Origin of the sequence: Marinobacter sp. M3C, assembly GCF_023311895.1 — a bacterium.
Lineage (GTDB): Bacteria > Pseudomonadota > Gammaproteobacteria > Pseudomonadales > Oleiphilaceae > Marinobacter.
The window spans coordinates 1931283-1954389 of record NZ_CP092284.1 but is presented as its reverse complement, the minus strand read 5'-3'; the positions used below and the strand labels follow the sequence as shown (position 1 = coordinate 1954389).

Annotated in this window: 29 protein-coding genes; 24 read left to right on the top strand and 5 right to left on the bottom strand. The window is 54.4% G+C overall.

Features of this window, described 5'->3' with window-relative positions; genetic code table 11:
- Positions 1-4: 4 nt before the first annotated feature.
- The 21 genes from rpsC (at position 5) to rplQ (ending at position 10176) form a co-directional block, all read left to right on the top strand.
- Positions 5-688: a 30S ribosomal protein S3 gene (gene rpsC / locus MIH18_RS09030; RefSeq protein ID WP_007350496.1), complete on the top strand. Its 684-nt coding sequence runs from the start codon at positions 5-7 to the stop codon at positions 686-688.
- Positions 689-700: 12 nt separating this feature from the next.
- Positions 701-1114, top strand: a complete 414-nt coding sequence (gene rplP / locus MIH18_RS09025; protein ID WP_014869925.1) for a 50S ribosomal protein L16 — start codon at positions 701-703, stop codon at positions 1112-1114.
- Positions 1114-1305, top strand: coding sequence for a 50S ribosomal protein L29 (gene rpmC, locus MIH18_RS09020; protein WP_249007581.1), 192 nt, complete (start codon positions 1114-1116; stop codon positions 1303-1305). The genes rplP and rpmC overlap by 1 nt, the downstream gene beginning before the upstream one ends.
- Position 1306: 1 nt before the next feature.
- Positions 1307-1573 carry a 30S ribosomal protein S17 gene (gene rpsQ, locus MIH18_RS09015; RefSeq protein ID WP_249007582.1) on the top strand — a complete coding sequence of 89 codons (267 nt, stop codon included), beginning with the start codon at positions 1307-1309 and terminating at the stop codon, positions 1571-1573.
- An 18-nt stretch (positions 1574-1591) separates the two neighbouring features.
- Entirely contained in the window at positions 1592-1960 is a 369-nt protein-coding gene (rplN, locus tag MIH18_RS09010) for a 50S ribosomal protein L14 (RefSeq protein WP_007350492.1), read from the top strand.
- 17 nt (positions 1961-1977) lie between these two features.
- Positions 1978-2298 carry a 50S ribosomal protein L24 gene (gene rplX, locus MIH18_RS09005; RefSeq protein ID WP_249007583.1) on the top strand — a complete coding sequence of 107 codons (321 nt, stop codon included), beginning with the start codon at positions 1978-1980 and terminating at the stop codon, positions 2296-2298.
- A gap of 24 nt (positions 2299-2322) precedes the next feature.
- Entirely contained in the window at positions 2323-2853 is a 531-nt protein-coding gene (rplE, locus tag MIH18_RS09000; protein WP_249008935.1) for a 50S ribosomal protein L5, read from the top strand.
- Between the two features lie 12 nt (positions 2854-2865).
- Positions 2866-3171, top strand: coding sequence for a 30S ribosomal protein S14 (gene rpsN, locus MIH18_RS08995; protein ID WP_014869929.1), 306 nt, complete (start codon positions 2866-2868; stop codon positions 3169-3171).
- 88 nt (positions 3172-3259) lie between these two features.
- Complete coding sequence (gene rpsH / locus MIH18_RS08990) at positions 3260-3652, top strand: 30S ribosomal protein S8 (RefSeq protein ID WP_249007584.1); 393 nt, start codon at positions 3260-3262, stop codon at positions 3650-3652.
- Positions 3653-3661: 9 nt separating this feature from the next.
- Positions 3662-4195, top strand: a complete 534-nt coding sequence (gene rplF, locus MIH18_RS08985; RefSeq protein WP_249007585.1) for a 50S ribosomal protein L6 — start codon at positions 3662-3664, stop codon at positions 4193-4195.
- A 9-nt stretch (positions 4196-4204) separates the two neighbouring features.
- The gene (rplR, locus tag MIH18_RS08980) at positions 4205-4552 is read left to right on the top strand and encodes a 50S ribosomal protein L18 (protein ID WP_007350486.1); all 348 of its coding nucleotides are present in this window, start codon (positions 4205-4207) and stop codon (positions 4550-4552) included.
- 12 nt (positions 4553-4564) lie between these two features.
- The gene (gene rpsE / locus MIH18_RS08975) at positions 4565-5065 is read left to right on the top strand and encodes a 30S ribosomal protein S5 (protein WP_249014359.1); all 501 of its coding nucleotides are present in this window, start codon (positions 4565-4567) and stop codon (positions 5063-5065) included.
- A gap of 4 nt (positions 5066-5069) precedes the next feature.
- The gene (gene rpmD / locus MIH18_RS08970) at positions 5070-5258 is read left to right on the top strand and encodes a 50S ribosomal protein L30 (RefSeq protein WP_007350484.1); all 189 of its coding nucleotides are present in this window, start codon (positions 5070-5072) and stop codon (positions 5256-5258) included.
- Between the two features lies 1 nt (position 5259).
- On the top strand, positions 5260-5694 hold the full coding sequence (gene rplO, locus MIH18_RS08965) for a 50S ribosomal protein L15 (RefSeq protein WP_249007587.1): 435 nt from the start codon (positions 5260-5262) through the stop codon (positions 5692-5694).
- A gap of 17 nt (positions 5695-5711) precedes the next feature.
- Positions 5712-7034: a preprotein translocase subunit SecY gene (secY, locus tag MIH18_RS08960; protein ID WP_249007588.1), complete on the top strand. Its 1323-nt coding sequence runs from the start codon at positions 5712-5714 to the stop codon at positions 7032-7034.
- 30 nt (positions 7035-7064) lie between these two features.
- On the top strand, positions 7065-7178 hold the full coding sequence (gene rpmJ / locus MIH18_RS08955) for a 50S ribosomal protein L36 (RefSeq protein ID WP_007350481.1): 114 nt from the start codon (positions 7065-7067) through the stop codon (positions 7176-7178).
- 138 nt (positions 7179-7316) lie between these two features.
- Complete coding sequence (gene rpsM, locus MIH18_RS08950; protein WP_018403738.1) at positions 7317-7673, top strand: 30S ribosomal protein S13; 357 nt, start codon at positions 7317-7319, stop codon at positions 7671-7673.
- 13 nt (positions 7674-7686) lie between these two features.
- A complete protein-coding gene (rpsK, locus tag MIH18_RS08945) occupies positions 7687-8076 on the top strand; it encodes a 30S ribosomal protein S11 (RefSeq protein WP_007350479.1) in 390 nt (129 codons plus the stop codon).
- Positions 8077-8093: 17 nt separating this feature from the next.
- Entirely contained in the window at positions 8094-8714 is a 621-nt protein-coding gene (gene rpsD / locus MIH18_RS08940; protein WP_249007589.1) for a 30S ribosomal protein S4, read from the top strand.
- Between the two features lie 35 nt (positions 8715-8749).
- Positions 8750-9754, top strand: a complete 1005-nt coding sequence (gene rpoA, locus MIH18_RS08935) for a DNA-directed RNA polymerase subunit alpha (RefSeq protein ID WP_249007590.1) — start codon at positions 8750-8752, stop codon at positions 9752-9754.
- Positions 9755-9786: 32 nt separating this feature from the next.
- Positions 9787-10176, top strand: coding sequence for a 50S ribosomal protein L17 (gene rplQ / locus MIH18_RS08930; RefSeq protein ID WP_249007591.1), 390 nt, complete (start codon positions 9787-9789; stop codon positions 10174-10176).
- Between the two features lie 166 nt (positions 10177-10342).
- Here rplQ and uvrA read toward each other — a convergent pair whose 3' ends face one another.
- Positions 10343-13186 (bottom strand): excinuclease ABC subunit UvrA, encoded by a 2844-nt coding sequence (uvrA, locus tag MIH18_RS08925; RefSeq protein ID WP_249014610.1) that lies wholly within the window; start codon positions 13184-13186, stop codon positions 10343-10345.
- 154 nt (positions 13187-13340) lie between these two features.
- Here uvrA and MIH18_RS08920 point away from each other — a divergent pair, with 154 nt between their 5' ends.
- The 3 genes from MIH18_RS08920 to MIH18_RS08910 all read left to right on the top strand — a co-directional run bounded on the left by MIH18_RS08920 (position 13341) and on the right by MIH18_RS08910 (position 17710).
- Positions 13341-14711 (top strand): MFS transporter, encoded by a 1371-nt coding sequence (locus MIH18_RS08920; protein ID WP_249014358.1) that lies wholly within the window; start codon positions 13341-13343, stop codon positions 14709-14711.
- A gap of 58 nt (positions 14712-14769) precedes the next feature.
- Positions 14770-15366: a single-stranded DNA-binding protein gene (gene ssb, locus MIH18_RS08915; protein ID WP_249014357.1), complete on the top strand. Its 597-nt coding sequence runs from the start codon at positions 14770-14772 to the stop codon at positions 15364-15366.
- A gap of 163 nt (positions 15367-15529) precedes the next feature.
- On the top strand, positions 15530-17710 hold the full coding sequence (locus tag MIH18_RS08910) for a DUF3141 domain-containing protein (protein WP_249014356.1): 2181 nt from the start codon (positions 15530-15532) through the stop codon (positions 17708-17710).
- Positions 17711-17777: 67 nt separating this feature from the next.
- Here MIH18_RS08910 and ntrC read toward each other — a convergent pair whose 3' ends face one another.
- From ntrC to glnA, 4 genes are all read right to left on the bottom strand, one after another.
- Positions 17778-19202 (bottom strand): nitrogen regulation protein NR(I), encoded by a 1425-nt coding sequence (gene ntrC, locus MIH18_RS08905; protein WP_249014355.1) that lies wholly within the window; start codon positions 19200-19202, stop codon positions 17778-17780.
- Complete coding sequence (gene glnL, locus MIH18_RS08900) at positions 19199-20341, bottom strand: nitrogen regulation protein NR(II) (RefSeq protein ID WP_249007599.1); 1143 nt, start codon at positions 20339-20341, stop codon at positions 19199-19201. Before glnL ends, ntrC begins: the two co-directional genes overlap by 4 nt.
- A gap of 119 nt (positions 20342-20460) precedes the next feature.
- Positions 20461-20982, bottom strand: coding sequence for a DUF4124 domain-containing protein (locus tag MIH18_RS08895; protein WP_249014354.1), 522 nt, complete (start codon positions 20980-20982; stop codon positions 20461-20463).
- A 196-nt stretch (positions 20983-21178) separates the two neighbouring features.
- Positions 21179-22582: a glutamate--ammonia ligase gene (gene glnA / locus MIH18_RS08890; RefSeq protein ID WP_249007601.1), complete on the bottom strand. Its 1404-nt coding sequence runs from the start codon at positions 22580-22582 to the stop codon at positions 21179-21181.
- Positions 22583-23107: the final 525 nt, after the last annotated feature.

Sequence of the window (23107 nt, the reverse complement as noted above, 5' to 3'; positions counted from 1 at the left end):
TCAGATGGGTCATAAAGTAAATCCGATCGGCTTTCGCCTGGGTGTGATCAAAGAGCACAACTCAGTATGGTATGCCGATAAAAAGGACTACGCGAAAAACCTGTTGAACGACATTCAGGTTCGTGAATTCCTCGACAAGCGTCTGGTAAAGGCGTCTGTCAGCAAGATTGTGATCGAGCGCCCTGCTCAGAACGCCCGCATCACGATCCATACCGCCCGCCCGGGTATTGTTATCGGGAAGAAGGGTGAAGATGTTGACCGTCTTCGTCGTGAAGTTAGCGACATGATGGGTGTGCCTGTGCACATCAACATCGAAGAAGTCCGCAAGCCGGACCTGGATGCCCGTTTGGTAGCGCAAAACGTTGCCGGTCAGTTGGAGCGTCGTGTGATGTTCCGTCGTGCTATGAAGCGCGCGGTACAGAACGCCATGCGCCAAGGCGCCAAGGGCATCAAGATTCAGGTTGGCGGTCGTCTCGGGGGAGCTGAAATTGCCCGTTCCGAGTGGTATCGCGAAGGTCGTGTTCCGCTGCACACATTACGTGCAGATATTGATTACGGGACCTACGAAGCGCATACCACTTACGGCGTAATCGGCGTCAAGGTATGGATCTTCAAAGGTGAGATTCTTGGTGGTATGGAACAAGTCCGTGCTGACAAGAAAGCCTCTGGGAAGAAAGGTTCTAAGTAAAGGGGCACTCTTATGCTGCAACCAAAACGCACCAAATTTCGCAAGGTAATGAAAGGCCGTAACACCGGCCTTGCTCACCGCGCTAACAAGGTGAGCTTCGGTGAATACGGATTGAAGGCGGTTACTCGCGGGCGTATAACTGCTCGCCAGATTGAAGCCGCACGTCGTACCATGACCCGTAAAATCAAGCGGGGCGGTAAGATTTGGATTCGCGTCTTCCCGGACAAGCCGATTACTGGCAAGCCGCTGGAAGTTCGTATGGGTAAAGGTAAAGGTTCTGTCGAGTACTGGGTGGCTGAAGTTCAGCCGGGCCGTATGCTCTATGAGATGGAAGGTGTGACTGAAGAAATCGCACGCGAAGCTTTCACTCTGGCGGCTGCGAAGCTGCCGGTACAGACCACCTTCGTAACGAGGACGGTGATGTGATGAAAGCAACAGAGCTGCGTGCAAAGTCAGCCGAGGAGCTGAACAAAGATCTGATCGGTCTCCTGAAAGAGCAGTTTAATCTGCGCATGCGTAAGGCAACAGGTCAGCTGAATCAGTCTCATCTTCTCCCTGGGGTGAAGCGTGATATTGCTCGCGTGAAAACAGTATTGAACGAAAAGGCAGGACAGTGACATGACCGAAACTACCCAAACTGCCAGAACTCTGAGCGGCAAGGTCGTGAGCAACAAGATGGAGAAGTCCATCGTGGTGTTGGTCGAGCGTCAGGTAAAGCACCCTCTGTACGGTAAGTACATGAAGCGTTCAACCAAGATCCATGCTCATGATGAGAGCAACCAGTGCAATATTGGTGACAGTGTGATCATTAAGGAAACCCGCCCGGTCTCCAAGACCAAAAGCTGGGCCTTAGTGGAAGTCACTGAACATGCATCCAAGGTGTAAATCGCCCGGAGAACAACCATGATTCAGACTCAAACAATGCTTGAAGTCGCGGATAACAGCGGTGCGCGTCAGGTGATGTGCATCAAGGTCCTGGGCGGTTCACACAGGCGTTATGCTGCAATCGGGGACATTATCAAGGTAACCGTTAAGGAAGCCATTCCCCGCGGTAAAGTGAAAAAAGGCCAGGTACTGAAGGCTGTCGTAGTGCGCACCCGTAAAGGTGTGCGTCGTCCAGATGGATCTCTGATCCGTTTTGATGGCAACGCGGCCGTACTTCTGAACGCCCAGGACGCACCCATTGGTACCCGTATCTTCGGACCGGTTACCCGTGAATTGCGAAATGAGAAGTTCATGAAGATTATCTCACTGGCACCCGAAGTACTTTAAAGGACCAGAGGCCGGACATGAAAAAGATCAAACGAGATGACGAAGTAATCGTCACTACGGGGAAAGACAAAGGCAAACGTGGTAAAGTCCTGAAAGTTCAGGACGATGGTAAGGTAATTGTTTCTGGCATCAACATGATGAAGAAGCACACCAAACCAAACCCGGCGCTGAGCACCCCTGGTGGCATCGTCGAAAAAGAAGCGCCTATCCAGGCTTCTAACGTGGCTATTTTTAATCCGCAGACCGGCAAAGCCGATCGTGTCGGCTTCCAGATTAAGGAAGACGGCGCAAAACAGCGGATCTTCAAAGCGACGCAAGAAGCTGTCGATAACCAGTAAGCGGTGGTGGTTACGATGCTGAACATGAAAGAGCAGTACAGTAAGGAAGTGATACCCGCCCTGCAGCAGGTGTTCGGTTACAAGAACATCATGCAGGTGCCGCGTATTCAGAAAATCACCCTGAACATGGGTGTTGGTGAAGCGATCGGTGACAAAAAGCTGATTGATAACGCAGTCGCTGATCTTGAACGCCTGGCGGGTCAGAAAGTGGTTGTGACCAAGGCACGCAAATCGGTTGCGGGTTTTAAAGTCCGTGAAGGTTGGCCAATTGGTTGCAAGGTTACTCTGCGTGGCGAGCGTATGTGGGAATTCTTTGATCGTCTGGTGCACATTGCGGTTCCCCGCATTCGTGACTTCCGCGGTCTGAACCCAAAGTCGTTCGACGGCCGTGGTAACTACAGCATGGGTGTGCGTGAGCAGATCATCTTCCCTGAGATTGAATACGACAGGGTTGATAAGATTCGTGGTCTGGATATTACCATTACCACCTCTGCCGGTACTGACGATGAAGGTCGTGAACTGTTGAAAGCGTTTGGCTTTCCGTTCAAGAAATAAGGAACGAGAGTAATGGCAAAGGTTTCCATGAAAAACCGTGAGCTCAAGCGCGAGCTGACCGTTGCGAAATATGCAGCGAAGCGTGCTGAGATCAAGGCAACTATCAAGAACCCCAATACCAGCGATGATGACCGCTGGAATGCACAGATGAAGCTGCAACAGCTTCCTCGCGATGCATCTCCTTCGCGTCTTCGTAATCGTTGCCAGATAACGGGTCGTCCACACGGCGTCTTGCGTAAGTTCGAACTTTCACGGATTAAACTCCGCGAGTACGGCATGCGCGGTGACGTTCCGGGTCTGACCAAAGCAAGCTGGTAAGATAGGCTTCCTGGCTGCGGTCAGGAGCCTGTTGGTAAGCGGTGCGGCGCGCCGCTGCACAACTAAAAAGATCAGGAGCCTCATACCAATGAGCATGCAAGACACGCTTGCGGATATGTTTACACGTATCCGTAATGCCCAGATGGCATCGAAAGCAGACGTTAAGATGCCGTCTTCGAAGATGAAAATCTCCGTGGCACAAGTCCTGATGGACGAAGGTTACGTTGCAGATTTTGTTGTTTCGGCTGACACCAAGCCTGAGCTGACGATTACTCTGAAGTACTTTGGTGGCAAGCCGGTTATTGAATCTATCGACCGTGTAAGCCGTCCGAGTTTGCGCCAGTATAAAGGCGCTGCGAAGCTACCGAAAGTATCCGGTGGTTTGGGAGTCGCGATTGTCTCTACGTCCCAGGGCGTAATGACAGACCGCGCCGCACGTGCTGCCGGCGTGGGTGGCGAAGTCATCTGCACCGTATTCTAGGAGAATCACATGTCCAGGGTTGCCAATAATCCTGTCGTGCTGCCTTCCGGTGTTGAAGTGAAGCTGAACGGTCAGGAAATCAACGTAAAGGGCTCCAAAGGAGCGCTTCAGTTTTTAATTCACCAAGCGGTTGAAGTAAAGCAGGAAGAAAATCTTCTACGCTTTGCTGCCCGTGATGGTGCTAAACAGTCCCGCGCTCTTGCTGGTACAACCCGCGCTTTGGTCAGTAATATGGTGACCGGCGTGACCACAGGCTTCGAGCGTAAGCTCCAGCTGATCGGTGTAGGTTACCGGGCTCAGGCGCAAGGTACGAAGCTCAATCTAACACTGGGGTTTTCTCACCCCGTTGCGTACGAGCTGCCCGAGGGGATTACCGTTGAAACTCCGTCAAACACGGAAGTGATTATTCGCGGTATCGACAAGCAACAGGTTGGCCACGTCGCCGCTGAAATCCGCGCTTTCCGTCCACCCGAGCCTTATAAAGGTAAAGGTGTACGTTATGCGGATGAGCAGGTAAGACGCAAAGAAGCCAAGAAGAAATAGGGCGGGACTATGAGCGCGAATAACGAAAGATTGCGTCGCGCACGTAAAGTGCGCATGAAAATTCGTGAGCTGGGTACAAACCGTCTGTGCGTTCACCGCACACCGCGTCATATGTATGCTCAGGTTACGACAGCAGATGGCAGCCAAGTGCTAGCCACTGCCTCCACGTTGGATAAGGAACTGCGCCAGGGTGCGACCGGTAACGTGGATGCCGCCAAAAAAGTCGGTCAGCTGATTGCTGAACGCGCTAAGGCGGCGGGTGTTGAGCAGGTTGCTTTTGACCGCTCCGGTTACCGTTATCACGGCCGTGTGCAGGCTCTGGCCGACGCAGCCCGCGAAGCTGGCTTGCAATTCTAAGAGGTGGAGAAGATGAGCGTTAACGAACAGAAGGCGCCTGAGCTCCAGGAAAAGCTGGTTCAGGTAAACCGCGTTGCCAAGGTAGTAAAAGGCGGGCGTGTGTTTGCTTTTACCGCATTGACTGTAGTGGGTGATGGTAAAGGTCGTGTTGGTTTTGGTCGTGGCAAGGCGCGTGAAGTGCCGGTTGCTATACAGAAAGCCATGGAAGCTGCGCGCAGAAATATGGTCGACGTGCCGCTGGACGGTACTACCCTGCAGTATCCGGTTCGGGCACAGCACGGTGGTTCACGGGTGTTTATGATGCCTGCGTCCGATGGTACCGGCATTATTGCCGGTGGCGCCATGCGCGCTGTGTTGGAAGTGGCTGGTGTCCATAACGTACTGTCCAAGTGCTATGGCTCTACCAACCCGGTGAACGTGGTACGTTCCACCATCAAGGGTCTTCAGGCAATGCAAGCGCCAGAAGATATTGCAGCCAAGCGCGGTAAATCCGTCGAAGACATTATGGGTTGAAGTCATGGCGAACGCAAAAACGATCACAGTTACACTGATCCGCAGCCCAATCGGCTGCCAGCCTAAGCACAAGCTTTGTGTGAAGGGCTTGGGTCTTCGTAAAATTGGCCAGTCCGTTGTTTTGGAAGATACTCCTTCCATTCGCGGTATGGCTAACCGGGTAGACTACCTGGTTCGGGTTGAGGAGAACTAAGATGCGTCTTAACGAACTAGCTCCAGAACCCGGTTCACGCCCCAACGCAAGGCGCGTTGGTCGTGGAATCGGTTGTGGTTTCGGCAAAACTTGCGGCCGCGGCCACAAGGGTCTGAAAGCCCGCTCCGGCGGCAGCGTTGCCCCCGGTTTTGAGGGCGGTCAGCAGCCGTTGGCACGGCGTTTGCCGAAGTTCGGCTTCACGTCCCGTCAGCAGCGTTACGTTGCTGAAATTCGCCTGAATGAACTGGCGAAGGTAGAAGGCGATGTTGTCGACCTCGACGCTCTAAAAAAAGCAGACATTATTCGCGACGAAATTCGCGAAGCAAAGGTCATGTTGTCCGGTGAAATTGACCGCGCAATGACCGTGCAGGGTTTGCGGGTGACCAAAGGCGCACGCGAGGCGATTATCGCCGCGGGCGGCAAAGTAGAAGACTAACGCGAGTCGAGGACTAAATGGCCAAGACAGCATCATTGCCTGCGGGCGCGGGTAAAGGACTAGCAGAGCTGCGTTCGCGGCTCTGGTTCGTTTTCCTGGCATTGCTGGTGTACCGAGTCGGTGCCCACATTCCGGTGCCTGGTATAAACCCCGACCGCTTGGCGGCACTGTTTGAGCAGAATCAGGGCACAATCCTGAGCATGTTCAACATGTTTTCCGGTGGTGCACTTGAGCGCATGAGTATCTTCGCGCTGGGTATCATGCCGTATATTTCGGCTTCTATTATCATGCAGCTCATGACAGCGGTCAGTCCGACGCTGGAGCAGTTGAAAAAAGAAGGCGAGGCAGGTCGTCGTAAGATCAGCCAATATACGCGGTACGGTACCGTAATCCTGGCCCTGCTTCAGGGTGCTGGTATTTCTGTCGGTTTGGCGTCGCAGGGCGTTACCTTCAATGACACTCTCAGCTTCCACTTTGTGGCGGTTGTATCGTTTGTTAGTGGTGCAGTCTTCATGATGTGGCTGGGCGAGCAGATCACCGAGCGGGGTGTCGGTAACGGCATTTCACTGTTGATTTTCGCCGGTATTGTCGCCGGGTTACCCGGCGCGATCGGTCAGACTCTGGAGCAGGCCCGTAACGGTGAAATGAGCTTGTTGTTGGTACTTGGTATCGGTGTGCTGGCAATTGCCGTCATCGGTTTTGTGGTGTTCATGGAGCGCGGTCAGCGCCGATTGACCATTAACTACGCCAAGCGACAGCAGGGTGGCCGGGTATTTGCCCAGCAATCCAGTCATTTGCCCTTGAAAGTGAATATGGCCGGTGTTATTCCGCCCATCTTTGCATCTTCCATTCTGTTGTTCCCGGCATCGCTGGGGCAGTGGTTTGGCCAGGGTGAAGGCATGGAGTGGCTGAGCGATATTTCACAAGCACTTGCGCCCAGTCAGCCTTTGTATATTATTCTGTTCGCGGCAGCAGTGGTATTTTTCTGCTTCTTCTATACGGCTCTGATGTACAATCCACGGGAAGTCGCGGATAACCTCAAGCGCTCAGGCGCTTTTATTCCGGGCATTCGTCCGGGTGAGCAAACAGCCAAGTATATTGATGGCGTCCTTACCCGTTTGACATTGTTTGGAGCAATGTATATTGCAGCAGTTTCCCTGTTCCCTCAGTTTCTGATGGTAGCCGGGAACGTACCCTTCTATTTGGGCGGTACGTCTCTGCTGATTGTTGTAGTCGTCGTGATGGATTTCATGGCTCAGGTTCAATCGCACCTGATGTCTCACCAGTATGAATCGCTGATGAAGAAGTCCAATCTCAAGGGCTATGGTCGGAACGGGTAAACCTGTTCCCCTTGAAAACTGGAGTCGACAATGAAAGTACGCGCTTCGGTAAAGAAAATTTGCCGTAACTGCAAAGTAATTCGTCGCAATGGCGCCGTAAGGGTCATTTGCTCGGAGCCTCGCCACAAGCAACGTCAGGGCTGATTCCTTCGGGAAACCCCTTGCTTGTAAAAGGCGTACAATGATGGCGCTTGACTCGATACCGGGTCAGGCGTTATTATTTCGCGCCCTTTTAGTGGCGGACAATTCACACAGCATAGCTTTGAACGCGGAGTAATTTGGATGGCACGTATAGCCGGTGTCAATATACCCGATCACAAACATGTTGTTGTATCGCTCACCTATATTTTTGGTGTGGGCAAAACAACAGCTCAAAAGCTTTGCGATGCAACCGGCGTTAAGCCGGACGTCAAAGTCAAAGACTTGACTGACGAACAGCTGGAGTCACTTCGTACCGATGTGACTAAAGGCACCGTCGAAGGCGATCTGCGTCGTGAAGTACAGATGAACATCAAGCGTTTGAAGGATCTCGGATGTCATCGTGGTCTGCGTCACCGTCACGGGCTTCCAGTCCGCGGCCAGCGCACAAAGACCAACGCTCGCACCCGTAAAGGTCCGCGCAAACCTATTCGTAAGTAACAGGTAGGCAAACATGGCAAAGCCAGGTACACGTACCCGTAAAAAGGTGAAAAAAACGGTTGTTGATGGCGTCGCGCACATTCACGCTTCCTTCAATAACACTATCGTGACCATTTCGGACCGCCAGGGCAACGTATTGTCCTGGGCCACTGCTGGTGGTTCTGGTTTCCGCGGTTCACGTAAGAGTACACCTTTTGCTGCGCAGGTAGCAGCTGAAAGAGCCGGTAATGCGGCTGCTGAATACGGCCTTAAAAACCTGGATGTTGAAGTCAAGGGCCCCGGCCCTGGTCGTGAATCTGCAGTTCGTGCGCTTAACTCGTGCGGCTACAAGATCAACAACATCACAGATGTGACGCCGATTCCCCATAACGGATGTCGCCCGCCTAAAAAGCGCCGCGTCTAACACAGGAGACAGTAATTATGGCTCGTTACATAGGCCCGAAGTGCAAACTGTCTCGTCGTGAAGGGACAGATCTTTTTCTGAAAAGCGGTGTTCGCGCTCTCGACACTAAGTGTAACCTTGAAACCCCCCCGGGTATGCACGGTGCGCGTCGCAGTCGTTTGTCGGAATACGGCGTCCAGCTGCGGGAAAAACAGAAAGTTCGTCGTATCTACGGCGTACTGGAAAAGCAGTTCCGCAACTATTATAAAGAGGCAGCTCGTCTGAGAGGCGCAACGGGTGAAAACCTGCTGCAACTTTTGGAAGCGCGTCTTGATAACGTTGCTTACCGCATGGGTTTTGGTTCAACCCGCGCGGAGTGCCGCCAGCTCGTTTCTCACAAGGCAATTCTGGTCAATGACAAGGTTGTGAATATTCCTTCCTACCAGGTTAAGCCAGGTGATGTTGTGAGCGTGCGTGAAAAAGCCAAAAACCAGTTGCGCGTTAAAGGCGCTCTGGACTTGGCCTCCGGTCGCGCAGCGGTGAGCTGGGTAGATGTTGACGCCACTAAGATGTCCGGCGTTTACAGTTCAGTGCCAACACGGACTGAATTGCCGGCCGACATCAACGAGAACCTCATCGTCGAGCTTTACTCTAAGTAAAGCCCAGTTAGCAACGATAGCAGATAGGGGCGTCTATGCAGCGTTCAGTACATGAGTTATTGACACCTCGTACCATTGACGTGAAGGAATCCGGTTCCACGCGTGCCAAGGTCACCCTGGAGCCTCTTGAAAGAGGGTTCGGGCACACTCTGGGCAGTGCGTTACGCCGTATTCTCTTGTCCTCAATGCCGGGCTGCGCTGTAACTGAAGCGCAGATTGACGGTGTGTTGCACGAGTACAGCGCCATTGAAGGTGTCCAGGAAGACGTTATAGAGATTCTTTTGAATCTTAAGGGCGTTGCTGTAAAAATGCACGGCCGTGACGATGCAGAGCTTATGCTCAGCAAGAAGGGTCCGGGTGTTGTTACAGCCGGAGATATTAAGCTGGATCATGATGTCGAGATCGCCAATCCGGAACACGTTATCTGTCACCTGAGTGAAAATGGTGAAGTTAATATGCGTCTGAGCATTGCTCGCGGTCGTGGCTATGAGCCCGCTGATCAGCGCGGTCTGGATGAGGACGAAACTCGTGCCATCGGACGCTTGCAGCTGGATGCTACTTTCAGTCCGGTTCGCCGCGTTGCCTACTCCGTGGAAAGTGCACGGGTAGAGCAGCGTACCGACCTCGACAAGCTGGTTATTGATCTGGAGACAAACGGTACTATCGATCCGGAAGAAGCTATTCGCCGGGCCGCTACTATTCTCCAGCAGCAATTGGCCGTGTTTGTTGATTTTGATCATGAAAAAGAACCGGAGCGTGTTGAGGAAGAGGAAGAAATTGATCCGATTCTGCTGCGCCCGGTTGATGATCTGGAGCTGACAGTACGTTCCGCCAACTGCTTGAAGGCTGAGAACATTTACTACATCGGCGATTTGATTCAGCGCACAGAAGTTGAGCTGTTGAAGACGCCTAACCTGGGTAAAAAGTCGCTGACAGAGATCAAGGACGTATTAGCGTCCCGTGGTTTGTCTCTGGGAATGCGTCTTGATAACTGGCCGCCGGCAAGCCTTCGTGGTGATGACCGGGTTCTGGGCGGTTAATCGCCGATTAGTTAAGCTAAGGAATCAGAGCAATGCGTCATCGTAAGAGTGGTCGTAAGTTCAACAGGACCAGTGCGCATCGCAAGGCCATGTTTCGTAACATGTCTGCGTCACTGGTTGAGCACGAGTTGATCAAAACAACGTTGCCGAAGGCCAAAGAGCTTCGTCGGGTAGCGGAACCTTTGATTACTCTGGCTAAAATCGATTCGGTCGCGAATCGTCGTCTGGCGTTTGCGCGCCTGCGTGACGATGCAGCGGTTGCCAAGTTGTTTACTCAGCTGGGCCCCCGTTACAACGAGCGTCCGGGTGGATATCTTCGTATTCTGAAGTGCGGTTTCCGCGCAGGCGACAATGCCCCTATGGCATATGTCGAGCTGATCGGTCGTCCGTTGGACATCGAAGCTGAAGAAGTTGACGGGTAGTAGGGTTTTATAGCTCTTTATTTGTCTGAAGAAAGCCGGATACCTTTGGGTAGCCGGTTTTTTTTCGTCTGCGGGAAAGCTTGAAGTAATGGGGACGGATTTCAAATCCGTCCCCGATCTGGTTTCACCTCAAGGGACAGATTTCAAATCTGTCCCTATCTGCTATCTAAGATTTTTGGGCTGCTTTTTGCTTTTCCAGCAGGGGCTTCAGGTAGCGGCCAGTGTGACTGGCTTTGTTTTCTGCTACTTGTTCTGGCGTTCCCTCGGCAATAATCAAACCGCCGCCGGACCCGCCTTCGGGGCCCAGGTCTACAATCCAGTCTGCGGTTTTTATTACGTCCAGATTGTGCTCTATGACCACAATGGTGTTGCCGTGATCGCGTAGGCGCTGCAATACGGTTAACAGCTGCTGGATGTCGTAGAAGTGCAGGCCGGTGGTGGGTTCGTCCAGGATATACAGGGTTTGGCCGGTGTCGCGCTTGGACAACTCTTTGGCGAGTTTCACCCGTTGGGCTTCACCGCCGGACAGCGTGACAGCACTTTGGCCAAGGCGGATGTACGATAAGCCCACGTCCACTAAGGTCTGAAGTTTTCTAGCCAGGAAGGGCACGGCGTCGAAAAATTCGCGGCCTTCTTCTACTGTCATGGACAGCACTTCATGGATGTTTTTGCCCTTGTAGCGCACTTCCAGAGTTTCGCGGTTGTAGCGTTTGCTTTTGCAGACGTCGCAGGGCACGTAGATGTCAGGCAGGAAGTGCATTTCTACTTTTATGACGCCGTCGCCCTGGCAGGCTTCGCAGCGTCCACCCTTGACGTTGAAGGAAAAGCGGCCGGGCTTGTAACCTCTTGAGCGTGCTTCCTGGGTGCCGGAAAACAGTTCGCGGATGGGGGTGAACAGCCCTGTGTAGGTGGCCGGGTTGGATCTTGGTGTACGGCCGATCGGGCTCTGGTCGATGTCGATGACTTTGTCGAGCAGGTCTAACCCTTCAATGCTGGTGTAAGGGCCGTGGCTTAGGGTTGTGGCTTTGTTCAACGCCGTGGCCGCTATCGGGTACAGGGTGCCGTTAATCAAAGTGGATTTGCCGGAACCGGACACGCCGGTAATACAGGTCATTACGCCCAGGGGTATCGCCAGGTCAACGTTGGTTAGGTTGTTGCCGCTGGCGCCGGTCAGTCTTAGGTACTCGCCGGACCCGGGATTACGTTTTTCGGGTATGGCGATGCACTTGGTGCCGTTAAGATATTGGCCCGTCAGTGAATCGGGGTTTGCGAGTATGTCTGCCGGTTTGCCTTGGGCGATTATTTGGCCACCGTGTACGCCAGCGCCCGGGCCTATATCGATAACGTGGTCTGCCGCCAGTATGGCGTCTTCGTCATGCTCTACCACAATCACTGTGTTGCCTAAATCGCGCAGGTGGTAAAGAGTTTCCAGCAAGCGGTCGTTGTCGCGCTGGTGCAGGCCAATAGACGGTTCGTCCAGTATGTACATAACGCCCACCAGGCCGGCGCCAATTTGGCTCGCCAGGCGTATACGCTGGGCTTCGCCGCCGGAGAGTGTATCGGCGCTGCGCTCAAGGGACAGGTATTCCAACCCCACGTTGACCAAAAATTGCAGGCGTTGGCGGACTTCTTTCAGAATTTTTTCGGCAATTTCGCCTCGGGCGCCCGGTAGCGTCAGTTGGCTAACGTATCGGTGCGCCTCACCAACCGGCAGGTGGGCAATGGCTGGCAGGTTTCGATTGTCAATAAACACGTTGCGGGCTGAACGGCGTAAGCGTGTGCCACCGCAGTCTCTACACGGCTGGGTGCTAAGGTTGCGGGCCAGTTCTTCCCGTACACTTTGGGAATCGGTTTCGCGGTAACGCCGTTCCAGGTTGGGTAATATGCCCTCGAACGAATGCAGCCGTTCCATGATGTGGCCGCGGCTGTTTACGTAGCGGAAGCTTATGTCCTCGCCACCGGAACCATGCAGCATCACCTGTTGCACCGGTTCGGGCAGGTCGCACCAGGGAGTGTCCAGATCAATATTATAGTGTTCGGCCACGCTGCTAAGAAGCTGGAAATAATATACCGCGCGGCGGTCCCAGCCCTTAATGGCGCCGGAGGCAAGATTGGCTTCTGGATGCTGGATAATTTTGTCGGAGTCGAAAAATTGCTTTACGCCAAGCCCGTCGCAGGTAGGGCAGGCACCCGCCGGGTTGTTGAACGAGAACAGCCGCGGCTCTAGCTCGCTGATGGCATAACCACACTGGTTACAGGCATAGCGCGCAGACAGCGTGGTGTCTTCCCCGCTGCCGTCCATGGCGGCTACTAGCGCTATGCCGTCTGCCAGGGCCAGAGCGGTTTCAAAACTCTCGGCCAGGCGTTGTTCCAGGCCCGGTTTGACCTTGAAGCGGTCAACCACTACATCAATATGGTGTTTACGTTTTTTGTCCAGAGCCGGAACGTCGTCAATGTCGTAAACATTGCCATCTATCCTCAGGCGGATAAAACCTTGGCTACGCATGGTTTCAACTACTTGCAGATGCTCGCCTTTCCGGTCGCGAATCACCGGAGCCAGAATCATCAGGCGCGAATCTTCTTCCATCGCTAAAACCTGATCCACCATTTGGCTCACGGTTTGCGCTTCCAGCGGCTGGCCGTGGTCGGGGCAACGGGGTTCGCCGGCGCGGGCGAACAACAGGCGCAGGTAATCGTATATCTCGGTAATTGTACCGACGGTAGAGCGCGGATTATGAGACGTGGACTTTTGCTCGATGGAAATGGCCGGCGACAGGCCTTCAATATGGTCCACGTCGGGCTTTTCCATCATCGACAGAAACTGGCGGGCATAGGTCGACAGCGATTCGACATAACGCCGCTGGCCTTCGGCATAAAGAGTGTCGAACGCCAGTGACGACTTGCCAGAACCTGACAAACCGGTAATCACAATCAGTTTGTCCCGGGGTATATCCAGGTCGATGTTCTTCAAATTGTGGGTGCGGGCACCCTTGATCTGGATCTGGTCCATATAACCTCGCGAGGAAAAAGTGATGAGTATACCGCGTTCTGCCGCCGCCTTGTGAACGCTGCAGCTGTGTAATACGGCTTCGCGCCGGCCGTGGCGGTTCTGGTACACTACGGCGCTTGATTTTAGTCTCTGCTAACGTCTGAGGAACTGTTCCATGAACGCCCTTGAAAAACGCTCGGTTTCCGCTTTGGCGTCGGTGTACGCCATTCGTATGCTTGGGCTGTTCATGGTTATGCCGGTGTTTGTGCTGTTGGGCGGCGAGCTTGAAGGCGCAACGCCCGCGCTGCTGGGCCTGGCCATTGGTGCTTATGGGCTAAGCCAGGCGCTGCTGCAAATTCCGTTCGGTTTGTTGTCTGACCGGATCGGGCGCAAACGGATGATCTACCTTGGCTTGATTCTATTTGCGGCGGGCAGCCTGCTCGCTGGCTCAGCCGACTCCATATACGTTGTGATTCTGGGACGGATTCTTCAAGGTGCCGGCGCCATTGCCAGCGTATTGATGGCTTTGCTCAGTGACCTGACCCGCGAAGAAGAGCGCACCAAGGCCATGGCCACGGTGGGTATCTCTATCGGTATTTCGTTTTCCGTGTCTTTGGTGCTTGGGCCGCTCCTGGGTGCGCGATGGGGCCTGTCTGGCATTTTTTACCTGACTGCCGCACTAGCATTGGTTGCGCTCTTGGTTGTGTGGCGCCTGGTGCCTACGCCTCACCAACGAAAAGTCAGTGCAGAGCAGCAGCCGGCCCGAGCCATGGTGGGTCGGGTGTTGAAAGACCAACGCCTGCTGCGGCTGGACTTTGGTATTTTTGCCCTGCACCTGGTGCTTACCGCGCTGTTTCTGGTTTTTCCCTCATTGCTGCAAGATCGCCTGGGTTTGCCTAGCAGCTCACACTGGTGGTTTTACCTGAGTGTGATGCTCACATCGTTTGTTGCGATGGTGCCGTTCATCATTATTGGCGAAAAAAAGCGAAAAATGAAGCCAGTGTTGTGCGGTGCAGTGGCCTTGCTGGCGTTGTCTTGCGCGGCCCTGTCGGGTGTGGGTGAAAGCCTGCTAGCTGGCTGGTTTATGCTGTTTTTCTTTTTCATGGCGTTCAATTTGCTGGAAGCCAGCTTGCCGTCTCTGCTTAGTAAAGAGGCGCCGGCAGCTAGCAAAGGCACGGCGATGGGGGTGTATTCTACCTCCCAGTTTATGGGCGCCTTTCTGGGCGGGGCGTTGGGCGGCTACCTGCTGCAACAGATCGGCGTAACCGGCGTGCTGGGTTTGATGGTGTCTGTACTGGTCGTGTGGCTGCTGGTGGCACTGACCATGCCAGCTCCAGGGTACACCAGTGGCTTTGTGGTAAAGTTAGAGCCAGATGTAGTGCGAAGCTTTAGCGATGTAGACAGTTTTTTGCGGGCCCTGCCAGGCGTACAAGACGTGGTTATAATGGAAGAGGCAGCGACTGCCTATTTAAAAATAGATCGCCAGTTTTTTGATGAGGCTTTGCTTGCCGACACCGGATTTGTGCAGCAGACTAACAATCCTTAAAATTTTGGCGGTGCGCAAGGAATGCGGGCCGCCGCGACACTTTATCTAGGAGCAGAACATGGCACGAGGTATAAACAAAGTCATTCTTATCGGCAACCTGGGACAAGACCCGGATACCCGTTATACCCCCAACGGCAACGCCGTGGTTAATCTCAGTATAGCCACCGACGAAAGCTATAAAGATCGTCAAACCGGTCAAATGGTGCCAAAAACCGAATGGCATAAAATTGTCATGTTCGGCAAAGTGGCGGAAGTAGCGGGCCAGTATCTGCGCAAAGGCTCGAAGATTTATGTTGAAGGCAAGCTGCAAACCCGAAAATGGCAGAACAAGGACGGCCAAGACGTTTACACCACCGAAGTGGTGGTGGATATCAGCGGCCAGATGCAGATGCTGGACAGCCGCAATAGCGACGGCGGTGGTATGAGTCAGGGGCAAGGGCAGGGTCAACAAGGCCAGGGCCAACCGCAAAGTCGCCCTCAGCAGGCGCCTGCGCGTCCGCAGAATGCCAATCAGTCTGCGCAAGACGATGGCGGCTATAATCAGGGCTACCAGAACGACAATTACAATCAGCAACCGGCCAACGCGCCGTCATCGCCGCAGAAAAACACTATGCCGGATCCGGTGGATGATTTTGATGATGATATTCCGTTTTAGTGGATAGCTGATCCAAGATGTAACGTCTAGAATATTTTAATGTGTCAGCCCCGCTAAATGCGGGGTTTTTGCAGTCCAAGACGGGCTGCCTGGGCTACAAAAAGAATCAGCGTTACTTGCTGAAGCTTTTAGTGCCCTGTTAAGCGGATTTAGGAGCGAATAAATGAGTGCAAATCCTCGGTCTGCAGTCATTTCCGGCGGGCGTGCCATCACTGAATACACACTTGATGCGTTACAGCGCAGTGTTTTGTTTTGCGATGTGTTGCGCCAACGCAGTCAAGACTATTACCGACACAAAGCGATGACGATACCGCACGTGCTGGGGTTTGATCTTGAAATAATTCTGGATGCGCGAAACTTCGAACGCCCCGTCAATTTCTGGCTTGCCCGCATTGAGCCTCCTGCTGGAGTGGTGATTGATCCGTTCAAGCGGCCGTTCGTGGTGTTTGATCCCCGCGCAGGCCAGGGGCCCGGTATCGGCGGATTCAAAGCTGATAGCGAGCTGGGTGTAGCCATGCAGGCCGGCCATACCTGTTATTTCGTAGGCTTCACGCCAGACCCGCTACCGCACCAGACCATCGACGACGTTATGCGCGCCCATGGGCATTTTCTGGAGACGGTTATTGCCCGTCACGCCGAAGCAGAGGGTAAACCCTGCATTATTGGTAACTGCCAGGCGGGCTGGGCGGTGATGATGCTGGCGGCTGTGCAGCCAGAGTTGTTTGGGCCGATTATTATCGCCGGAACGCCGCTGTCGTTCTGGGCTGGCTTGAAAGGGCAAAACCCGTCCCGCTACTCCGGCGGAATGGTGGGCGGCAGTTGGCTGACCGCACTCATCAGTGACATTGGCGGGGGGAAATTCGATGGCGGCCATCTGGTCAGTGGTTTTGATAATCTTGATCCTGCCAACAGTCTTTGGAACAAGTATTATTACCTCTGGAACAATATCGACACCGAGGCGCCAAGGTTCCTCGAATTCGAAAAATGGTGGGGCGGCCATGCTGATTTATCCGCTGAGGAAATGCAGTGGATTGTTGATGAGCTGTTTATCGGTAACCGGATGGCAACCGCAAAGCTGGTCAGTGGCGATGGCACCCGGATTGACCTGCGCAATATCCGTTCGCCGATTCTGTGCTTCTGCTCTGAAGGCGACAACATCACCCCGCCACCCCAGGCGCTGGGTTGGATTTGCGACTTATACAGCTCGGATGAAGAGATTTTTGCTGCGGACCAGACTATCGTTTACGCGATTCACGAAAGCGTTGGTCACCTTGGCATCTTTGTTTCCGGCAGCGTTGCCCGTAAACAGCATCAGGAGTTTTCCTCGAATATCGACTTGATCGACATTCTGCCTCCCGGGCTCTATGAAGCGGTTATGACGCCAAAAACTGACGACACGGTCAACCCGCAATGGGTTGAGGGCGATTGGCTAGTACGCTTCGAACCGCGCTCTCTGGCAGACGTGGCGGCGGTTGTTCAGCCAAACCTTGATGATGAGCGACGTTTCGCAACGGTCAAGCGGATTTCGGATATAAATCTTGGGCTCTACCGCACACTGCTGCAACCCTTGGTGCGCGCCCAGGTCAAAGCAGTCGCTGCGGTGACCGCTCAAGCCAATGCAGATGTGACGGAGTGGTTGCATAGATTAACGCCGGCCGAGCTCCCTTACTATCTGTTTTCTGAACGTAATCCGCTAATGGCACCGCTTGCCAGCCTGGCCGGGCGGGTGAAAAAGGCGCGCAAGCCGGTCTCTGACGATAACTGGCTGCTCAAGCAGCAGGAAAACTATTCCCGTTCCGTGGTTGCGGCGCTGGACGGCTTTCGCGACTTTCGTGATGGCGCCATTGAAAGCTGTTTTATGGCGTTCTACGGTTCCCCTGTCACCCAGGCGATGGCAGGCCTGAGAACCGCAGACGGCGCGCCTCGCCCACAACCGGGGCAGAGCCCGGAAGGCATCGTCCGTATTGAACAGCGCCTGGCCGAAAACTCCGCGCGCATTGGCAAAGGCGGAGTGCACGAAGCCACATTGCGCAGCCTTTTATATATTGCAATGGGTGGGGATGGAATCGATGGGCGATCCTTTAACGCCCTGCATGAGATGCGTGCTGAATACAGCAAACCTTACCGGCCAATCCATTTAAAACAAACCGTGCGCGAGGAGTTTTTTGCTTTGAAGCTCGATCAACAGGCGGCGCTCGATGCTATTCCGGCGATGCTGTCCGTTGAACCCCAGTTCGCAAGCAAGGCGCTGAGCGTGATACGCCGGGTTGTATCCGCTACCGGCAAGCTGAGTGCCGAGGAGAGCAGGCGGCTTGCGGTAGTTGAGGGGCTGTTTGCGAGTTGAGCGAGGCAGAGAGCAAGACCGGGGACAGAGTTAAAATCTGTCCCCAAGCACAGTCATTGGGGTTTTTTTAGTCCGGTGAATCCGCCGAATTCAGCTCTAGTTCATTGATTTTGCGGGTTAGAGTGTTGCGGCCCCAGCCCAGTAATAAGGAGGCGTCACGGCGGCGGCCTGCGGTGTGGTGCAGGGCTGCGTTGATCATGATTTTTTCAAACTCCGGCAGCGCGCCGGTCAACAGATCACTGCGGCCGCGCTTGAACTCCTGTTCCGCCCAAAGGCCAAGGGCTTCCTGCCAGGTTTTACCGGTGGCGCTGCTGGCAGCTTGTTGGCGCAGCTCTGGCGGCAGGTCGTCCACGTGAACTTCGCGGCCGCTGGCCATTACCGTTAACCAACGGCAGGTGTTTTCCAGCTGGCGCACATTGCCGGGCCAGGGCAGGGTAGACAAGTAAGCCTCGGCGTCTGGGCGCAGCAGCTTGGCGTCCACATTCAGCTCTTTTGCCGCACGTTTGAGAAAATAGCTCAGCAGTTGCGGTATGTCTTCGCGGCGCTCGGTCAGCCGCGGCAAGTGTATGCGTATCACGTTCAGGCGGTGGAACAGGTCTTCCCGAAAGCTGCCGGCCTGTACCAGGGTTTCCAGGTTTTGATGAGTGGCGGCAATAATGCGCACATCCACCTTGACCGATGTGGTGCCACCCACTCGGTAGAATTCACCGTCTGCCAATACTCGCAGCAGGCGGGTCTGGCTGTCTGCGGGCATGTCACCAATTTCGTCCAGAAACAGGGTGCCGCCGTCGGCTTGTTCGAAGCGCCCCTGGCGCGTAGATGCAGCGCCGGTGAACGCGCCTTTCTCGTGGCCGAACAGTTCTGACTCCACCAGGTCTTTTGGAATCGCGGCCATATTCAGCGCGATAAACGGCTGTCCGGTGCGGGGGCTGTGGTTGTGCAGGGCCTGTGCCACCAGCTCTTTGCCTGTGCCGCTTTCGCCGTTAATCAGCACGGTAATGTTAGAGTGCGACAGTCGGCCTATGGCGCGAAACACCTCTTGCATGGCCGGTGCTTCGCCAATAATTTCGGCGCCGTCAGCGGCCTTTTCATGAACGCTGTCGGTTTTTGCGCGACGTTCGCGGCTGTGGCCGGCGGCGCGCCGAACCAGAGCCACGGCGTCGTCCAGATCAAACGGTTTTGGCAGGTAATCAAACGCGCCTGTCTGGTAGCTGCTCACTGCGCTTTCCAGGTCAGAATGGGCGGTCATGATAATCACCGGCAGGCCGGGGTGGCTCTCGGTAATGCGCGCCAACAGGCTCAGGCCGTCTATGCCCGGCATGCGAATGTCGCTGATGATGACGTCCGGCTGCTCGTGCTCGAGCTGGCGCATGATGTTGTCACCGTTGTCGAAGCTGCGGGTGCGCAGTCCGGCCTGGGTCAGCGCTCGGTCCAGTACCCAGCGGATGCTGCGATCGTCATCAATAATCCAGGCCACTGTAGACGTACTCATGTGCACTCCTCGAGGGGCAGATAAATAACAAAGTTGGTGTGTCCGGGTTCGCTGTTGCATTCCACCAGTCCATGGTGGCGGCCAATAATGCTCTGGGTAATGGCCAGCCCCAAGCCATTACCGCTGGCGCGCCCGCTGATCATCGGGTAAAAAATATTCTGTTGCAGTTGTGGGCTGATGCCCGGGCCGTTGTCGATAACGTCTACCCTGCATACCAAACGGTGACGAACCGGGCCTATGGTGAACTGGCGCAGGGCACGGGTGCGGAAGGTTATAGTGGCCGGTTCGCTGGTGTTGCTCGAAGAGTTGCCATTGCTTTGAGGGCTGTTAAGACTATCAGAGTTGCCAGGGCCGTCAGGGCTCTCTAGGCAAGCTTCCATCGCGTTGCGGGCAATGTTCAAAAATGCCTGAATCAGCTGTTCGCGGTCAGCGCAGAACTCCGGCAGGCTGGGGTCGTAATCCCGCTTGAACGTCAGTTTGCCGTGGCTTTCGGCTTCTAACAGCGCACGCACCCGTTCCAGAACCTCGTGGATATTGGTACGGATAAGCCTGGGTGCTTTGTTGGGCCCCAGCATACGGTCAACCAGGCTACGCAGCCTATCGGCTTCGTCGATGATCACCTGGGTGTATTCGCGCAGTTCGGCGCTCTGCAACTCGCGGTCCAGCAGTTGCGCCGCGCCGCGTATACCGCCCAGGGGATTTTTGATTTCGTGCGCCATGCCGCGTACCAGCACCCGATTGGTTTCCTGCTGCGACAGAATGTCTTCTTCACGATTAATGCGCAGCAGCTGGTCGCGGCGCCAGATTTCCAGCAGCAAATCACCCTCTGAGTTAATCGGCGTTACTGTGTAATCCACGATCATGCGCGCACCGTTCAACAACATGTACTCGGCTTCATGCTGGCTGAAAGACCGCCCGTGGTCGGCTGCTGCTTTCAGCCGACGTTCGGTATCGCCGGCAACCAGCACAATGGAGCTGAAGGCCATTCCATGGCTGCGGGTTGCGCTCACTGCCAGCAGATTTTCGGCGGCCGGGTTCATATAGTGAATAAGTAGATTGCGGTCCATCACCAACAGCGCGGTGCTCAGGCTGTCAACAATGTGCGGGTAACCGGTCACCGGATTTGAAGCGTTAGCCATAACAAGCGGGTTCGCTGTATTTGAGTGGGTCTGGCTTTGGCAGACGGCCTGGGTCTAATTAAAAGCAAAAACCGGGCCAGGCTAAGAGCCATCAGCGTTAATTACACCCGAGGGAACGCTCAGTTTAGGCGGGAAGGGCGGTGAATGGTGAAGGTAATGCCAGTGCCCGAACCAACCTGAACACCACTGCGGTTGACGATGTTGACTCCGGCTTGATGGGTACCACGGGCAATTTGCTGCACCAAAATGGCGCCTGACGTGTTTTGGCCCACGGGCTGGCCGTCCAGGGTTACTTCGTACTTGTGCCCGTCGCGCAGTTGCGGGCTGCTGATTACGCTGAATTCTACGTCGCCATTGCCGCTGTGGAACGCCTCGTTATTTCGCGGATAAACAATCCTCACCAGCTCATAAAGAGGGCTTGGCGGCTGTTCCTGCTGCGGTTGCTCAAGCTGTTCCAAATCCTGCATTTTCGGCAGCGTAATGGTGGTTGCCGGCCTTACCTGTATGGCTTCGGCACCCGAAGAGGGCTGGTCAGAAAAGGTCACATTGCCTTGGGCGTCTACCTGGCGATACACCTCGGCCTGCGCCACTCCGTTGATCAGCAACAGGGTCGCAGCAGCAATCACAATAGCCGGTTTCATACGCTTTCCTCGGGACTGTATATGAGCTTGATTATCAGCGCCCGGGCGCTTTATTTCAACGCCGCTCGATTGCCATACAGACATAAAAAATGGGAAACATAAAAAAACCGGAGAGGCTGATGGGCAGCCGCTCCGGTTTCAATGAGCCATTGCCTAGGCTCTGGGTTAGCCCGGGCAATGGCGATGCGTCACTTGTTTAGCAAGAATAGTAGAGTTCGAATTCAACCGGGTGAGTGGTCATGTTCATACGCTCTACGTCAGCACGCTTTAGATCAATATAAGCGCGAATCATGTCTTCGGTGAACACACCGCCACGGGTCAAAAACTCGTGATCAGCTTCCAGGCACTGCAGTGCTTCTTGCAGGGTCTCGGCCACTTTTGGGATGTTCAACGCTTCTTCTTTTGGCAGATCGTAAAGATCTTTGTCCATGGCGTCGCCAGGATGAATCTTATTCTGGATGCCGTCCAGGCCAGCCATCATCAGCGCTGAAAATGCCAAGTAAGGGTTAGCAGCCGGGTCTGGGAAACGCACTTCAACACGGCGGGCCTTCGGGCTGTTCACGTAGGGAATCCGGATAGAAGCCGAGCGGTTGCGAGCAGAATAGGCCAGCATCACCGGAGCTTCATAATGCGGCACCAAACGCTTATAGCTGTTGGTGGCAGGATTGGTGAACGCATTAATCGCTTTGGCGTGCTTGATGATGCCGCCAACATAATACAATGCCATCTCACTCAGGCCCGCATAGCTGTCGCCGGCAAACAGGTTCTTGCCATCTTTGCTCAACGACATGTGTACGTGCATGCCTGAACCGTTATCACCCACAACGGGCTTGGGCATAAAGGTCGCGGTTTTGCCGTAGGCATGAGCCACGTTGTGCACGCAGTATTTCAGAATCTGCACTTCATCGGCTTTTCGGGTCAAGGTAGCTGCGCCCACGCCAATTTCGCACTGACCAGCGGTGCCCACTTCGTGGTGATGCACTTCAATGACCAGGCCCATAGAGGCCATAGCACCGCACATTGCGCCGCGCAGATCGTGCAGGCTGTCTACCGGAGGCACCGGGAAGTAGCCGCCTTTTACCCGCGGGCGGTGGCCGGTATTGTTGCGACCAAAATCCTCGCCTGAAGACCATGCGGCCTCTTCGGAGTGAATTTCGTACATGGAGCCCTGCATATCGGTCTTCCATTTGACCGAATCAAACACAAAGAATTCGGGCTCAGGGCCAAACAAAGCGCTGTCGGCAATGCCGGTAGACTTCAAGTATTCCTCGGTCCGGCGTGCTACTGAACGAGGGTCGCGCTCGTAGCCTTGCATGGTGGTGGGTTCCACAATGTCGCAGCTGATGTTAACGGTGGATTCTTCGGTGAAGGGATCAACCACTGCGCTGCTGTCATCCGGCATCAGAATCATGTCGGATTCGTTAATGCCTTTCCAGCCAGCAATTGAAGAGCCATCGAACATTTTGCCGTCGATGAAAAAGTCTTCAGACGCTTCGGTGGCCGGCATGGTGACGTGGTGTTCTTTGCCATGAGTATCGGTAAAGCGTAGGTCGATCCACTTCGCATCGTGCTGGGTGATCAAATCAATGGTTTTGGACATCTGCATGCTCCGTTGGGGGGGTGAAAGCCAATCTGTTTCAGGATGTTTGTTTCAGGATTTGCGAAGCTTAGCAAATGCCTGTGTGAGTTACCTGCCTTTTGAGCCGCCGTTAGCCGCCTCGTCACGGGCTATGTTTCGGCCTTTGTGCAATGCTAAGCAAACAGCTTGCCAGTTTTAATTTGGTCAAGCCTATGGGGCTGAACCCTACAGAATGGCGGGTTGGCGCGCAGGGTGTAAGCGCGGCCTAAGGTCTGTGAACGGTCACCCGTGCACCACATTTGTGCGGCTTTCGGTTTTTCGCCCGATACTGGTGCGTAAATTGTTTAAGAAATAAACATTCACGCGCATATTATCGAAACGGACTTTTCGCTATAATGCGCGACCCTCATTGCTCTGGCGGTTTCCTTGTGCCAGAGACTGGCCACGCCCAGTGCCAGCGAATGGGTTCATTTTATAGATTTGAGACGGCCCGGGTGAGGCCCAGCCTCCTTTGCGCCCTCTCAGGTCATTGTAAGCATGCCGCAG

Coding starts and splice junctions, on each gene's coding strand:
- rpsC (WP_007350496.1), top strand. CDS start 5: ATGGGTCATAAAGTAAATCCGATCGGCTTTCGCCTGGGTGTGATCAAA.
- rplP (WP_014869925.1), top strand. CDS start 701: ATGCTGCAACCAAAACGCACCAAATTTCGCAAGGTAATGAAAGGCCGT.
- rpmC (WP_249007581.1), top strand. CDS start 1,114: ATGAAAGCAACAGAGCTGCGTGCAAAGTCAGCCGAGGAGCTGAACAAA.
- rpsQ (WP_249007582.1), top strand. CDS start 1,307: ATGACCGAAACTACCCAAACTGCCAGAACTCTGAGCGGCAAGGTCGTG.
- rplN (WP_007350492.1), top strand. CDS start 1,592: ATGATTCAGACTCAAACAATGCTTGAAGTCGCGGATAACAGCGGTGCG.
- rplX (WP_249007583.1), top strand. CDS start 1,978: ATGAAAAAGATCAAACGAGATGACGAAGTAATCGTCACTACGGGGAAA.
- rplE (WP_249008935.1), top strand. CDS start 2,323: ATGAAAGAGCAGTACAGTAAGGAAGTGATACCCGCCCTGCAGCAGGTG.
- rpsN (WP_014869929.1), top strand. CDS start 2,866: ATGGCAAAGGTTTCCATGAAAAACCGTGAGCTCAAGCGCGAGCTGACC.
- rpsH (WP_249007584.1), top strand. CDS start 3,260: ATGAGCATGCAAGACACGCTTGCGGATATGTTTACACGTATCCGTAAT.
- rplF (WP_249007585.1), top strand. CDS start 3,662: ATGTCCAGGGTTGCCAATAATCCTGTCGTGCTGCCTTCCGGTGTTGAA.
- rplR (WP_007350486.1), top strand. CDS start 4,205: ATGAGCGCGAATAACGAAAGATTGCGTCGCGCACGTAAAGTGCGCATG.
- rpsE (WP_249014359.1), top strand. CDS start 4,565: ATGAGCGTTAACGAACAGAAGGCGCCTGAGCTCCAGGAAAAGCTGGTT.
- rpmD (WP_007350484.1), top strand. CDS start 5,070: ATGGCGAACGCAAAAACGATCACAGTTACACTGATCCGCAGCCCAATC.
- rplO (WP_249007587.1), top strand. CDS start 5,260: ATGCGTCTTAACGAACTAGCTCCAGAACCCGGTTCACGCCCCAACGCA.
- secY (WP_249007588.1), top strand. CDS start 5,712: ATGGCCAAGACAGCATCATTGCCTGCGGGCGCGGGTAAAGGACTAGCA.
- rpmJ (WP_007350481.1), top strand. CDS start 7,065: ATGAAAGTACGCGCTTCGGTAAAGAAAATTTGCCGTAACTGCAAAGTA.
- rpsM (WP_018403738.1), top strand. CDS start 7,317: ATGGCACGTATAGCCGGTGTCAATATACCCGATCACAAACATGTTGTT.
- rpsK (WP_007350479.1), top strand. CDS start 7,687: ATGGCAAAGCCAGGTACACGTACCCGTAAAAAGGTGAAAAAAACGGTT.
- rpsD (WP_249007589.1), top strand. CDS start 8,094: ATGGCTCGTTACATAGGCCCGAAGTGCAAACTGTCTCGTCGTGAAGGG.
- rpoA (WP_249007590.1), top strand. CDS start 8,750: ATGCAGCGTTCAGTACATGAGTTATTGACACCTCGTACCATTGACGTG.
- rplQ (WP_249007591.1), top strand. CDS start 9,787: ATGCGTCATCGTAAGAGTGGTCGTAAGTTCAACAGGACCAGTGCGCAT.
- uvrA (WP_249014610.1), bottom strand. CDS start 13,186: ATGGACCAGATCCAGATCAAGGGTGCCCGCACCCACAATTTGAAGAAC.
- MIH18_RS08920 (WP_249014358.1), top strand. CDS start 13,341: ATGAACGCCCTTGAAAAACGCTCGGTTTCCGCTTTGGCGTCGGTGTAC.
- ssb (WP_249014357.1), top strand. CDS start 14,770: ATGGCACGAGGTATAAACAAAGTCATTCTTATCGGCAACCTGGGACAA.
- MIH18_RS08910 (WP_249014356.1), top strand. CDS start 15,530: ATGAGTGCAAATCCTCGGTCTGCAGTCATTTCCGGCGGGCGTGCCATC.
- ntrC (WP_249014355.1), bottom strand. CDS start 19,202: ATGAGTACGTCTACAGTGGCCTGGATTATTGATGACGATCGCAGCATC.
- glnL (WP_249007599.1), bottom strand. CDS start 20,341: ATGGCTAACGCTTCAAATCCGGTGACCGGTTACCCGCACATTGTTGAC.
- MIH18_RS08895 (WP_249014354.1), bottom strand. CDS start 20,982: ATGAAACCGGCTATTGTGATTGCTGCTGCGACCCTGTTGCTGATCAAC.
- glnA (WP_249007601.1), bottom strand. CDS start 22,582: ATGTCCAAAACCATTGATTTGATCACCCAGCACGATGCGAAGTGGATC.